The following is a 12,793-nucleotide window of genomic DNA, read 5'->3' on the forward strand; positions in this document are numbered from 1 at the left end:
TATAGACTCATATCATTTTCTCCTTGGTTTTAATTTTTGTTGGCATGAATATTATACCAAGAAAATGATATGAGTTCTTTTTTTTGTTGCACTTAGATTATAAATTCAAGCTCTCCAAAAAAGACCTCGATTTCACGAGATCTTTTAGTTATATTTCATTTATTTTATAGACAATTTTTTAGATATTCTTCGTCGTCTATTTTAGCGCTTTCAACAGCTTTCTTTATAGCTTTTTCCATAACCTTCGCTGCTAAACTACCGACAACATTTACATCGCTTACAACTTCTCCAATACTACAAGCATAGATACTATCTCCATCTGCCATAGTTCCCACTGGATTTATACATCTAGCATAGGCATTTCTAGTCATTGAAGCTATTTTATTAAGCTTAGCCTTGTCAAATTTTGCATTACATACAACACAACCTATTGTAGTATTTGTCTTATCTAAATTTGGAGGTGTAGTAACCATTCTAACAAGTACTTCCTCTGAATCTAAAAATACCTTTCTTTCAGGATCCATAAGTCCTGCAATTTTTTGTGCATTTGATGAGTCAAATATATCTCCAACTGCATTCACCGCCACTATTGCTGCTATTTTTAATTCTCCAACCTGAATTGCATGTATTCCAAGTCCTGCTTTTGTAGCTTGTTTTAGTCCTAGTACTTTTCCAACAGTAGCTCCAGTTCCTGCACCAATATTTCCCATAGAATCATCACATTCTTCTAATGCTTTCATGCAAGCTTCGTATCCCATAGCTGAGTCAGGTCTAATATCTGCACGACCATATGCTAAATCATATATACAAGATTGACAAACAAGTGGAACTTTTGCAAATCCTGTATCAAATCCTATTCCTTTTTCTTCAAGACAACGCATTACACCATCTGAAGCAGCAAGTCCAAATGCACTTCCTCCTGATAATACTACAGCATTTAGTGGATTATCAGCGGTCATACTACTTGTTAAAGGAGTTTCTCTTGAAGCAGGTCCTCCTCCACTTATATCACAACCTGCCTGTGCTCCATTTTTAAAGTATATTACACTTACACCGGTTTTTGCTTCATCATTTTGTGCATTTCCTATAGACACGCCGTCAATTTCTTTGATTGAAATTTCTTTTATTAAACTTTCCATCCTTCCAACTCCTCTTTATTAGTTTTACATTTATCGTCTTTTTATCTAGTATTTTAATTTATATAATTTATTATTCTTCATCTAAAAATTTTAAGAATTCTTCTGCCTGTTTTTTTAATTCTTCTTTCTTATCATCAGAAAGAGTTAGTTCATTATTTGCCCAAGCTTCAGGATTTATTGTAACTCCTACCTGAGTTTCCATTACCTTCATTCCCATGATTTCTAATAAATCTTTTAACTTTCCTCTACTTCCAGCAGCCGCACTCTTTCCCGCAACCCCACTTATAGCAACCTTTTTGCCTGTAACTGATGAACCATTTGCATAGTCATTTGGTTTATGTGGTCTTGAAATCCAGTCTAGTAGATTTTTTAAAACTCCAGGATAACTAGAATTGTACTCTGGTGTAAATATCCATAGTCCATCTGCACCTTCAACTTCTGAACGAACACGAAGAATTTGTTCTGGTGTTGGGAATTCTATATCCTGATTCATAAACGGAATATCTCCATATGAAAGGAATGATACCTCTGCTTTTCCTTTGAGTTCTTCTGCTATAATATTAGCCCGCTGTCTATTAAAAGACTCTTTTCTCATAGATCCTACAACAAATAATATTTTTTTCATGATAAAACCTCCATTTCCTTGCAAATAAAATTTTTTGTATTATACACTAGGAATTAATGTAGCTTTTCCATTACTTTAATTATAATACAAAGGAAATAAAAAACAATCTTTTACGTTTATCTCTTATTTTTTTATCATTTGAAACTTTTTTGTATTGCTAATGAAACTTATCTATGATAATCTAAAAAAGAGGTGAAATTATGAATAAAAGACAATCGCAAATATTAGATTTGCTTACACAGAATAAAAAACTAAAAGTAACTGAGCTTTCTGATGTTTTAAATGTTTCTCAAGTAACTATTCGTAAAGATTTATCTGCTCTTGAAGACAGTGGAATAATAGTTAGAGAGCATGGATATGCAAAATTAAACGAAAGCGATGATATTAATAATAGATTGGCATACCATTACGATATTAAACAAAAAATAGCAGAAAAAGCTGTAGAAAGTATAGAAGACGGAGAAACAGTTATGATTGAGTCTGGATCTTGCTGTGCTCTAGTTGCATTAGAGATTGCTAAAACAAAAAAAGACGTAACTCTTATAACAAATTCTGCTTTTATCGCCGATTATATTAGAAAAACAGGAAATGTTAGAATTATACTATTAGGTGGCGAGTATCAAGAAGAATCTCAGGTTATGGTGGGCCCTATCACTAGAAAATGTGCTGAGGGATTTTTTGTAGATAAGCTATTTGTAGGAACTGATGGTTTTACAAAGGAAACAGGATTTACAGGAAACGACTATATGAGAAGTGAAGCTGTAAAAGATATGGCTAAACAGGCTAGCAATGTAATAATTGTTACAGACTCTGTAAAATTCCAACAAAAAGGTGTTGTAAGTCTACTTGATACTAAAAAAGTATCTTATGTATACACAGATTCAAACATTCCCGAAGATGCTGAAGAATATTTAGTTGAAAATAATATAAAAGTAATAAAAACAGAAAATTAAAAGGACAAGAGTGTAACCACTCTTGTCCTAATTTTATTTACTACTACTTTTTAGAAAAAGCAATTTAGTCCTTTGTCTAAGAAGATTTTCTGATATTCTTCTAGGTCTTCTGGATAAAGGGCTTTTTTGTTTTTGTATTTGTAGTTTCTATTTAGCAGTTCGTATTTTTTTTCGCCAAACTGGTGGAATGGAAGTAGCTGCACTTTTTTAGCTCCGACCTCTACTAATAATTCAGCAAGTCCTTCTGCATCCTCTAATGAGTCGTTAAAATCTGGGATAACTGGAATTCTAGGAAGTACTTCTATTCCATTATCTATCGCCCATTTTAAGTTTTCCACTATTAAATCATTGTACACCTTTGTTCCGTTGTAGTGTTTTTCTCTGTCGTAGTGCTTAACATCAAATAGAAGCAAGTCTAACTCTCTAGCCAATTCTTCAAAAGTTTCCTTCTTTACATATCCTGTAGTTTCAATCGCAACATGAACCGAATTTTTCTTTAATTCTGCTATAAGTTTCTTTAAAAAGTCAGGCTGGCTCATACCTTCTCCACCAGAGATTGTAACTCCTCCGCCAGATTCTTCATAGAAATCTATATCCTGCATACATATATCTACAATTTCCTCTATTGTCTGGTAATCACCTTCATAAGATAATGCTCTATTAGGACATGAATTTACACAAGTTAAACATCCCACGCATTTATCTTCATTTATAATTATCTTATTATCTTCATAAGTTATCGCTCTATTTGGACATGCTGCCACACAAGATAAGCAATGAGAACATTTACTCTGATCGTGTAAAATCTGAACATTTTTTATCTGAGATTCGGGATTTGAACACCACTCGCATCTAAGCGGACATCCTTTAAAGAATACTGTAGTTCTTATCCCTGGCCCATCGTGTATACTAAACTTCTGAATATTAAACGTAATTCCCTTTTCCAAAAAATCATCTCCTTATATATTAATCTATATTATTTCCAAAATTTATCTTTTATTACATTTAAAATAATATCATTTACTCTAGTAAAAGTAAATATTAAAGTTTCATTTGAAACTTTTTAAACTTTTATTTGAAGTTTTTATTTATCTTTTTTGCAAGACGTGGTATACTTTGATTATAGAATGAAATACTAAATAGTTACGGATGAAACTAAAAGGAGGAAATTTTATGAAAAATGTTGAACATTTCGGTGATTTAACACCTAGAATGAACGAATTTAGAGAAAATGTATTAAATAAGAAACCTTATATATGTGCAGAACGTGCATTATTAGCTACAGAATCATATAAAGAAAATCGTAATCAGCCCGTAGTAATAAAACGTGCTATGATGTTAAAAAATATATTAGAAAAAATGTCTATATACATAGAAGACGAAACTTTAATAGTAGGGAACCAGGCATCTGCTAACAGAAATGCCCCTATATTCCCAGAATATACACTAGAGTTCGTACTTAATGAGCTTGATTTATTCGAAAAACGTGATGGAGATGTTTTCTATATAACTGAAGAAACAAAAGAAGATTTAAGAAGCATCGCATCTTTCTGGGAAAACAACAACTTAAGAAGCAAAGGTGGAGCAATGCTTCCAGAAGAAGTTAGCGTATATATGGAAACTGGATTCTTTGGAATGGAAGGTAAATTAAACTCTGGTGATGCTCACCTAGCTGTTGACTACGAAACAGTTTTAAAACAGGGATTAGTAGGATACGAAAAAAGAGTTTTAAAATTAAAAGATGAATTAGATTTATGCATTGCAGAAAATATAGATAAATACCACTTCTATAGAGCAGTTTTAATAGTAATAGATGCTGTTAAAACTTATGCTGAACGTTTTAGCAAATTAGCTGCAGAAATGGCAGAAAAAGCTGAAGGTCAGAGAAAAGAAGAACTTCTTGAAATATCTCGTATATGTGCAAAAGTTCCTTATGAACCAGCAGAAACATTTAGAGAAGCAATACAGTCTACTTGGTTCATACAGTTAATATTACAGATAGAATCTAACGGACACTCTTTATCTTACGGAAGATTTGATCAGTATTTATACCCATACTACAAACACGATAAAGATTTAGGATTAATAACTGATGATGAAGTTGTTGAACTATTAGATAATTTATGGATAAAAACTTTAACTATAAATAAAGTTCGTAGTCAGTCTCATACATTTAGTAGTGCAGGAAGCCCAATGTATCAGAACGTTACAATAGGTGGACAGACTGTAGATAAAAAAGATGCAACTAATGAATTATCATTCTTAGTATTAAAATCTGTTGCACAGACTAGACTACCTCAGCCTAACCTAACAGTTAGATACCACAGAAATATACCAAAAGCTTTCTTAGATGAGGCTGTTGAAGTTATGAAATTAGGAACTGGTATGCCAGCATTTAACTCTGATGAAGTTATAATACCTTCATTTATAGAAAAAGGAGTTAAAGAAGAGGACGCATACAACTACTCTGCAATAGGATGTGTTGAAACTGCAGTTCCAGGAAAATGGGGATACAGATGTACAGGAATGTCTTACATGAACTTCCCTAGAATACTTCTTATGGTAATGAATGACGGTGTCGATATGACAAGTGGAAAGAAATTCTTTGAAGGAAGTGGATACTTCAAGGATATGAAATCTTATGAAGAATTAGAACAGGCTATAGAAAAAGCTATGAGATACTTAACTAGAATGAGTGTTATCGTTGAAAATACTATAGACTTAGCTCTTGAAAGAGATGTTCCAGACATACTTTGCTCAGCATTAACTCAGGATTGTATAGGTAGAGGTAAAACTCTTAAAGAAGGTGGAGCAATATACGACTTCATATCTGGATTACAGGTTGGTATAGCAAACATGGCAGATAGTTTAGCAGCTATTAAAAAACTTGTATTCGATGAAAACAAAATAACTCCAGAACAGTTATGGAATGCATTATTAGATGACTTCACAACTGAAGAAAATAAAAAAATACAGCAGATGTTAATAAATGATGCACCTAAATACGGAAATGACAACGACTACGTGGATCAGCTAGTAGTTGATGTTTACAACGTGTACATAGATGAAATGAAGAAATATCCAAATACAAGACATGGTAGAGGTCCAATAGGTGGAATAAGATACGCTGGTACATCTTCTATATCAGCAAATGTAGGTCAGGGATTCTCAACTATGGCAACTCCTGATGGTAGAAATGCGAGAACTCCTCTTGCAGAAGGATGCTCTCCTGCTCATTCAATGGATAAAAAAGGACCAACAGCGGTATTCAAATCAGTTTCAAAATTACCAACTCACGAAATAACTGGTGGTGTGCTATTAAATCAGAAAGTAACTCCTCAGTTATTATCAAAAGAGGAAAATAAAGAAAAACTAGAAATGTTAATCAAAACATTCTTCAATAGATTAGATGGATACCATGTTCAGTACAATGTTGTTTCAAGAGATACTCTTATAGATGCTCAAAAACACCCAGAAAAACACAGAGATTTAATAGTTAGAGTTGCCGGATACAGTGCATTCTTCAATGTATTATCAAAAGCAACACAGGACGATATAATTGGAAGAACAGAACAAACATTATAATTTAGTTTAAATTATGATAATATAAAATAAGATAAAATTTTTTAAAAAGCTATTATAGCTTTAGGGGGATATAATAAAATGGAATTTATAGTAGATACAGTTAATTTAGAAGAAATCAAGGATGCAGTTGAACATATGCCAATAGTTGGTGTAACTAGCAACCCATCTATAGTAAAGCAGACAAATCCAGAAAACTTCTTTGAACATATGAGAAAAATAAGAGAAATAATCGGTATGGAGAGAAGCCTTCACGTTCAGGTAATTTCAAAAAATAGCGACGAAATGGTGGCTGAAGCTCATAGAATACTAAAAGAAATAGATGACCAGGTATATATAAAAGTTCCTGTTTCTTATGAAGGTATAAAAGCTATAAAAGTTTTAAAAGCAGAAGGTGTAAAGGTTACGGCTACTGCAGTTTACGATTTAATGCAGGCATATATGGCTTTAGCTGCTGAAGCTGATTATATAGCACCTTATGTTAATAGAATAGGAAACCTTGGTGCAGATCCAATGGATTTAATAAGCAATTTATCTGATAGAATAGCTGTTGACGGATACAATACTAAGATAGTTGCTGCATCATTCAAAGGTGTTCAGCAGGTTAGAGATTCATTCAACTTTGGGGCACATGCTATAACTGCTCCAGTTGCAGTATTAAAACAGATATTTGCAAATCCTAATATTGAAAAAGCAGTAGATGACTTCAATAAAGATTGGTATGCAATGTATGGAGAAAATGTAGGTATTTGTGAATTATAAAAGTATAGGCTGTTGCAATTTTGCAATGGCCTTAATTTTTATAATTTCACAAATCACTACACAGCTGAAAGCTAAGTAAGTATTAAAATATTATATAATTTTTAGTCTAGTAAGTTTTTTAGTAGTATTTCTCTGTTGTTTATAAACATTTCCGTTATTTTGTAGCTTTCTGTTTCTTCGTAGGTACATTTGTGTATTTTTCCGTCATCAAAGTTGTATATTTCAGCATCAGGTATTCCGAGTAGTATCGGCGAGTGAGTTACTATTATGAATTGTGCTCCTTCTTTTGCATATTTGTGTATTTCCATCAACAATGTCAACTGTCTTTGTGGCGATAATGCTGCCTCAGGTTCGTCAAATATGTATAATCCATTTGGTCTAAGGCTATTTTGAGCCAATGCTAGGAAACTTTCTCCATGAGATCTTTCGTGATATTTTGCAGAAGGATGTAAATCGTCTGCATATTCTTCTTCCATTGTTGCAACATTGTAAAAGCTCTCTGCTCTTAGAAAATATCCGTATTTTTCTTTTCTAAATCCTTTTACAATCCTTATCGCATCACATAATTCTGAATGAGTGTCATGGGTAGAAAATGAGTAATTCTTCGTTCCTCCTTCAGGATTAAATCCATGAGAAACAGCTATTGCTTCAAGCAGAGTTGATTTCCCTGTACCATTTTCTCCTACAAAGAATGTGATTGGATTTGAAAATTCGAGACTTTCAACGTCTTTTAAAGCTTCAATTTTTCTAAGATAGCTATATTCTGGTATATTTCCCCATTCGAATTTAATTCCTCTGATAAATTGATTATTCATATCTTCTCCTCCAATCTATTTGTATTTTTTAATACTTATTATTTCTATTTATTTTATTCTTCAAAACATGATTTATATCTTATACTCTAAAAATGCTAATTCCTCTTTTATCAATCCTTCTAATAGACTTTCATAATACCCAGCAATTCTAAATCCATTTTTCTTGTAAAGGCTCTTTGCTGGCTCATTGTGTGCATAGGTATCTATCCTAATAGCCTTGCATCCTAATTCTCTGGCAAATTCTTTTGCATAATCGACCATCTTCTGACCATATCCCCTACCTGCTTTCTGTGGTGGTATACAAAGTGTGTGAATAACAAGAATTTCCTCGCCTTCTCCTGGATAAATCCAATCAATTTCTCCATATTCCTCAGCTTGAAAATGATTTAAAATCATACTCGCACAGATTTCTCCCTCTTCTTCAAGCACATACATAGTTCCTGTAGAAATCTTTTCCTGTGGAACTTTGATATTTGGGTATACTCCTAATTTCCAATTTGAATTGCTTCCATGTTTTTCCTCATAAGTTAAAAGATCATTGTATGTATCTGCTATTGCATTTATATCTGACTCAACTGCTTTTCTTATCATAACTTTCCCTCCAATATTTAAACTATATTTTTTGAGATTTAGATTGATTTTTTATTATACTGATATTTAAACCGACATTAATACCGATAATTTTTTATTTTACCGACATTTTGTTAACTTAACTATGTTTTTTATCTGGCATACTCAACAACGCTAATGCCACGATTACTAGCATAATCCCTACAACTGATAAAACTGTAGGAATTTCTGAAAAGAAGATAACTCCAAAAATCATTGCTGCAACTGGTTCTCCAGATGCCAAAATTGAAGCCATTCCCGCATCTATATATCTAATTGAGAAAGTATATAGAATGTATGGAAGTACCGATGTACAAAGTGAATGTATCACTAAAAACACACTCATTTTCACAGGGTTTGCTACAACAACATCAGTTACCAATTTCCAATTTGTAAGCGGAATTACAACTAGCATAACCATAAATAGACAATAAAATGTAGTTGTAAATGCGTGATATCCTCTTTCCATTGCAGTTTTACTTATAATTCCATAAAGTCCATAGAAAAATGCCCCTATTGTTCCAACTATTATCCCTTTTACAGACCATCTCATAGTAGATGCAGATTCTAGCACTCCACTAGCAAGCACACATCCAGCTATTGCAATTGTCATGCAGATTACTTTCTTTGATGTAATTTTTTCCTTAAATAATATCGCCGCCATAAAAAGGACAAACACAGGTGAAAGGCTCAAGAGAACTGCTGCTAGCGACAATGACAACTCACTTATCGCAAAATTATAGCAAATATTAAGCCCAAACATTCCAACTACTCCACCTGCTACAAAAATCCATAAATCCTTTAACTTTATCTTTAATAAATCCTTATCGTAAATTCCTAACCATACTGCAAGTATAAGCACTGCAAGAACTACCCTAACCGACACAACTGTATAACTATTCATTCCTAGCTCTGTAAGTTTCCTAACAAAAATTCCAGCAGAACCCCACATTGCCCCAGAAATTATCGGCATTAAATACAAAATCTGTTTCAAACTATCTCCCTCCTATTAATTTTTTTGTTTTAATTTTTTTAGTTCTTTATATACATAATCCAATTCTTTATAAAATTCTTTTTCTTTTATTTCAGGTGTCAAACCCGGCTCATCAATATAAATAATACATGCATCTGCAACAGTATCAAAAAATTTTCTTTTAAATATCTCATCATTACAGCAATTAGCATACTTACTATAAAAAGGCTCTGCTATATCATAGTATTCTTCTTTTGTAATTTCTCCCTTGAGATATCTTCTTATCTGATTTAATATTTCTTTCTTAAATTTTATGTCATCCATCTTACATTCTCCTTACTAATTCTCTCTTTAATAATTATAGATATGTAGCAGAATTTTCCTAATTCATCTCTTCTTTATTTTAATTTAATTTCTTATAAAAAAAGAGATGTACACAGGAAAACCTGCGACATCTCTATAATTCTTATATTAATCTTATTCCCATTCTATTGTTGCACTTGGTTTTGGACTTAAATCGTAGCAAACACGGTTAACGTTTTTAACTTCTTTAAGTATTCTATTAGTTATCTTGTCTAATACAGCCCAATCTATGTGCTCTATTGTAGCTGTCATAGCGTCTACAGTGTTTACGGCACGGATTATTACTGGGTATTCGAAGCTTCTTGCGTTGTCTCTTACACCAACTGATTTAAAATCAGGAACAGCTGTGAAGTACTGCCATACAGTTTTGTCTAATCCAGCATTTGCAAATTCTTCTCTAAGTATTGCATCTGATTCACGAACAGCTTCTAATCTGTCTTTTGTTATAGCTCCAAGGCATCTAACACCAAGACCTGGTCCTGGGAATGGCTGTCTGTATACCATATCATGAGGTAGTCCTAATTCTACACCACAAGCACGAACTTCATCTTTGAATAAGTAGTATAGTGGTTCAACTAATTCGAATCCTAAATCTTCTGGTAGTCCACCAACGTTGTGGTGAGATTTAACTACTTTAGCTGTTTTTGTTCCACTTTCTACTATATCAGGGTATATAGTTCCCTGTGCTAGGAAGTCTATTCCTTCTAATTTACGAGCTTCTTCTTCAAATACTCTTATGAATTCTGCTCCTATTATTTTTCTCTTTTCTTCAGGATCTGCTACACCTTCTAATTTTCCTAAGAATCTTTCTTCTGCATCTACATAGATAAGGTTCGCATCCATCTGGTTTTTAAATATTTCAACAACACTTTCAGATTCACCTTTACGCATTAAACCGTGGTTAACGTGAACACATACTAACTGTTTTCCTATTGCTTTTATTAAAAGTGCTGCAACAACAGAACTGTCAACACCACCTGATAAAGCAAGTAATACTTTTTTATCTCCAACCTGGTTTCTTATTAATTCTACCTGGTCTTCTATAAAGTTTTTAACATTCCAGTTAGCTTCTGCTTTACAAGTATCGAAAACAAATGCTTTTAAAGTTTCTTCATCTGGCATTTCATCGAATTTTGTTTCACATTTTGAAGTTGGGTGGTCTATTGAAATCATTGGGAATCCTAATGTGTATAATTCTTCATTGATTTCTACTGCTTCTCCCTCTACTATTCTATTTTCCCCTCCAAATAGAACAATACCTTTTAAATTTTTTAATTCTTTTATTTCCTCAGCAGTTATATCGTGAGGGTATATTTCACTGTATACACCTAAATCACGTATAGCTCTAGCTAAGTTTGTGTTTTTTGTACTACCAAGGTCTAGAATTGCAATCATATCTTGTTTCATAGCTTAACATCATCCTTTTCTTATTAATCTAATATAATTTTATAATTAGATTGTATCTCATTTTTTGGCGACATACAATAAAAATATGCATTTCTTACGATAAAATTATAAAATTTCACGAAAAAAAGTGTGCTATACACCAAATTTTATTCGGTATTTAGCACACTTTTTATTGTCTAAATTGTTTAAAGTTCAATTTTTATCTTATTTCCACCTGACAATTTACTCAAAATATTTAGCAACTCTCTTTAAATCTTCTCTAATTAATAATTGTTGTGGACACATCTTTTCACAAGCACCACATTCTTTACAATGGCTTGCTTTTGCATCATCAGACATCTTTGAATATTGCGCCTTAAAGCCATCTTTATCATCATAAATAGAAGCATTGTTCCAATATTTGAAATTTGCTGGGATATTTACACCAAATGGACAGGGCATACAATATTCACATCCTGTACAACCATTTTTTGTACGTGAATGTAAAGTATCTGCAACTTTATTTACAATAGTCAATTCTTCTTTAGATAAATTTTTATAATTATTAAATGTTTTTAGATTATCTTCCACTTGAGCAAGTGTAGACATACCACTTAAAATCACCTTTACACCAGGTAATGTTCCAACATAACGCAATGCCCAAGAAGCTAATGTTGCTTCAACATTGTAGTCTTTAAATATTTTTGTAACATCTTCAGGTAATTTAGCCAATGAACCTGGTTCTAAAAATATATACAAATGTACTCATTTTAGATATTTCGCTCTTATTCTATCTTTTGATAGTTTTAAGTCTTGGTTGAGCCAGTTATCTTGATAAAATTTCTATCTCGATTATCCCACAACCGTATTTTTTATTTATTTAAAGCATTTTATCTAACCCCCGTCACCGATAAAACATACCCTCTATTTATCAACAGTTGGATAAATACAAAATATATTTGTGATTAAATAAAATATACTTTTAATCTATTTTTTTTTCTTAATTAATATAAATTTTATTAAATATTATTTACTTTATATCAGCAATTCTACTTTCTAGTATTTCCTTAACTTTCTTATAACTTGTAAACATCTTTATTTCTTTATCATACTTTCTCTCTAAAATATTATTACTTGCATTTATATCTGCATGAATTTCTCCGCAATTATCACATGTGAACAAATCTCCATCTCTTACACCAAATCTTCCACATTTGCTACAAATTTGGCTTGTATACGCTGGATTTATGTATGTAAATTCAATACTATTTAATTTGAATTTGTATTCAAGTCTATCTCTTATGTATCCTTTAATCCATCTCGATAATTTTCTTTTTACAGATTTTGGATATCTGTCATCCCAATTTACGAAATCTAAATTTTCCATTACAACTTCCTTAGGCTTTTCTGACTTTATAAATTCATTGATATTTTTATTGATGTAAGATTTAACTTTTTCATCGTGTTTATTTTTGTTTTTTCTGTATTTTTTCTTTCCTAAATTATTTTTAAGTATATTGTCTGCTTTTTTAGTGTTACCTTCTTCGAGGTATTTTCTTCTAAGTGCGAAAAATCTGTTTCGATTA

The 12,793-nt window shown here is 32.1% G+C and carries 13 protein-coding genes; 3 read left to right on the forward strand and 10 right to left on the reverse strand.

Annotated features, from left to right (window positions below; genetic code table 11):
* Positions 1 to 164 precede the first annotated feature (164 nt).
* Together ACK2WN_RS11210 and ACK2WN_RS11215 are read right to left on the reverse strand one after the other, a co-directional pair.
* Positions 165 to 1,139, reverse strand: coding sequence for a P1 family peptidase (locus tag ACK2WN_RS11210; protein WP_416155613.1), 975 nt, complete (start codon positions 1,137 to 1,139; stop codon positions 165 to 167).
* A 70-nt stretch (positions 1,140 to 1,209) separates the two neighbouring features.
* Positions 1,210 to 1,764, reverse strand: coding sequence for an NADPH-dependent FMN reductase (locus ACK2WN_RS11215; RefSeq protein ID WP_416155614.1), 555 nt, complete (start codon positions 1,762 to 1,764; stop codon positions 1,210 to 1,212).
* A 200-nt stretch (positions 1,765 to 1,964) separates the two neighbouring features.
* Here ACK2WN_RS11215 and ACK2WN_RS11220 point away from each other — a divergent pair, with 200 nt between their 5' ends.
* Entirely contained in the window at positions 1,965 to 2,717 is a 753-nt protein-coding gene (locus ACK2WN_RS11220; protein ID WP_416155615.1) for a DeoR/GlpR family DNA-binding transcription regulator, read from the forward strand.
* Between the two features lie 50 nt (positions 2,718 to 2,767).
* Here ACK2WN_RS11220 and ACK2WN_RS11225 read toward each other — a convergent pair whose 3' ends face one another.
* The gene (locus tag ACK2WN_RS11225) at positions 2,768 to 3,664 is read right to left on the reverse strand and encodes a glycyl-radical enzyme activating protein (RefSeq protein ID WP_416155616.1); all 897 of its coding nucleotides are present in this window, start codon (positions 3,662 to 3,664) and stop codon (positions 2,768 to 2,770) included.
* Between the two features lie 226 nt (positions 3,665 to 3,890).
* Here ACK2WN_RS11225 and ACK2WN_RS11230 point away from each other — a divergent pair, with 226 nt between their 5' ends.
* Together ACK2WN_RS11230 and ACK2WN_RS11235 are read left to right on the forward strand one after the other, a co-directional pair.
* On the forward strand, positions 3,891 to 6,302 hold the full coding sequence (locus ACK2WN_RS11230) for a glycyl radical protein (protein WP_416155617.1): 2,412 nt from the start codon (positions 3,891 to 3,893) through the stop codon (positions 6,300 to 6,302).
* Positions 6,303 to 6,380: 78 nt separating this feature from the next.
* Complete coding sequence (locus ACK2WN_RS11235) at positions 6,381 to 7,061, forward strand: fructose-6-phosphate aldolase (protein ID WP_416155618.1); 681 nt, start codon at positions 6,381 to 6,383, stop codon at positions 7,059 to 7,061.
* Positions 7,062 to 7,162: 101 nt separating this feature from the next.
* Here the strand turns inward: ACK2WN_RS11235 and ACK2WN_RS11240 are convergent, their stop codons facing one another.
* From ACK2WN_RS11240 to ACK2WN_RS11270, 7 genes are all read right to left on the reverse strand, one after another.
* Positions 7,163 to 7,876 (reverse strand): AAA family ATPase, encoded by a 714-nt coding sequence (locus tag ACK2WN_RS11240; RefSeq protein WP_416155619.1) that lies wholly within the window; start codon positions 7,874 to 7,876, stop codon positions 7,163 to 7,165.
* Positions 7,877 to 7,948: 72 nt separating this feature from the next.
* Positions 7,949 to 8,467, reverse strand: coding sequence for a GNAT family N-acetyltransferase (locus ACK2WN_RS11245; protein WP_416155620.1), 519 nt, complete (start codon positions 8,465 to 8,467; stop codon positions 7,949 to 7,951).
* A gap of 118 nt (positions 8,468 to 8,585) precedes the next feature.
* On the reverse strand, positions 8,586 to 9,479 hold the full coding sequence (locus ACK2WN_RS11250; protein ID WP_416155621.1) for a DMT family transporter: 894 nt from the start codon (positions 9,477 to 9,479) through the stop codon (positions 8,586 to 8,588).
* 15 nt (positions 9,480 to 9,494) lie between these two features.
* Positions 9,495 to 9,782, reverse strand: coding sequence for a hypothetical protein (locus ACK2WN_RS11255; protein ID WP_416155622.1), 288 nt, complete (start codon positions 9,780 to 9,782; stop codon positions 9,495 to 9,497).
* A 153-nt stretch (positions 9,783 to 9,935) separates the two neighbouring features.
* A complete protein-coding gene (gene guaA, locus ACK2WN_RS11260; RefSeq protein ID WP_416155623.1) occupies positions 9,936 to 11,228 on the reverse strand; it encodes a glutamine-hydrolyzing GMP synthase in 1,293 nt (430 codons plus the stop codon).
* 222 nt (positions 11,229 to 11,450) lie between these two features.
* The gene (locus ACK2WN_RS11265) at positions 11,451 to 11,966 is read right to left on the reverse strand and encodes an aldo/keto reductase (protein ID WP_416155624.1); all 516 of its coding nucleotides are present in this window, start codon (positions 11,964 to 11,966) and stop codon (positions 11,451 to 11,453) included.
* A 271-nt stretch (positions 11,967 to 12,237) separates the two neighbouring features.
* Positions 12,238 to 12,793 (reverse strand): zinc ribbon domain-containing protein (locus ACK2WN_RS11270; RefSeq protein ID WP_416155625.1); only part of this gene is annotated, 556 nt, incomplete at its 5' end.

Source organism: Peptacetobacter sp. AB800, assembly GCF_047807365.1.
Lineage (GTDB): Bacteria > Bacillota > Clostridia > Peptostreptococcales > Peptostreptococcaceae > Peptacetobacter.

Bases quoted from the DNA above. Each gene is read 5' to 3' on its own strand.
- ACK2WN_RS11210 (WP_416155613.1), bottom strand. From the start codon at position 1,139: ATGGAAAGTTTAATAAAAGAAATTTCAATCAAAGAAATTGACGGCGTG.
- ACK2WN_RS11215 (WP_416155614.1), bottom strand. From the start codon at position 1,764: ATGAAAAAAATATTATTTGTTGTAGGATCTATGAGAAAAGAGTCTTTT.
- ACK2WN_RS11220 (WP_416155615.1), top strand. From the start codon at position 1,965: ATGAATAAAAGACAATCGCAAATATTAGATTTGCTTACACAGAATAAA.
- ACK2WN_RS11230 (WP_416155617.1), top strand. From the start codon at position 3,891: ATGAAAAATGTTGAACATTTCGGTGATTTAACACCTAGAATGAACGAA.
- ACK2WN_RS11235 (WP_416155618.1), top strand. From the start codon at position 6,381: ATGGAATTTATAGTAGATACAGTTAATTTAGAAGAAATCAAGGATGCA.
- ACK2WN_RS11240 (WP_416155619.1), bottom strand. From the start codon at position 7,876: ATGAATAATCAATTTATCAGAGGAATTAAATTCGAATGGGGAAATATA.
- ACK2WN_RS11245 (WP_416155620.1), bottom strand. From the start codon at position 8,467: ATGATAAGAAAAGCAGTTGAGTCAGATATAAATGCAATAGCAGATACA.
- ACK2WN_RS11255 (WP_416155622.1), bottom strand. From the start codon at position 9,782: ATGGATGACATAAAATTTAAGAAAGAAATATTAAATCAGATAAGAAGA.
- guaA (WP_416155623.1), bottom strand. From the start codon at position 11,228: ATGAAACAAGATATGATTGCAATTCTAGACCTTGGTAGTACAAAAAAC.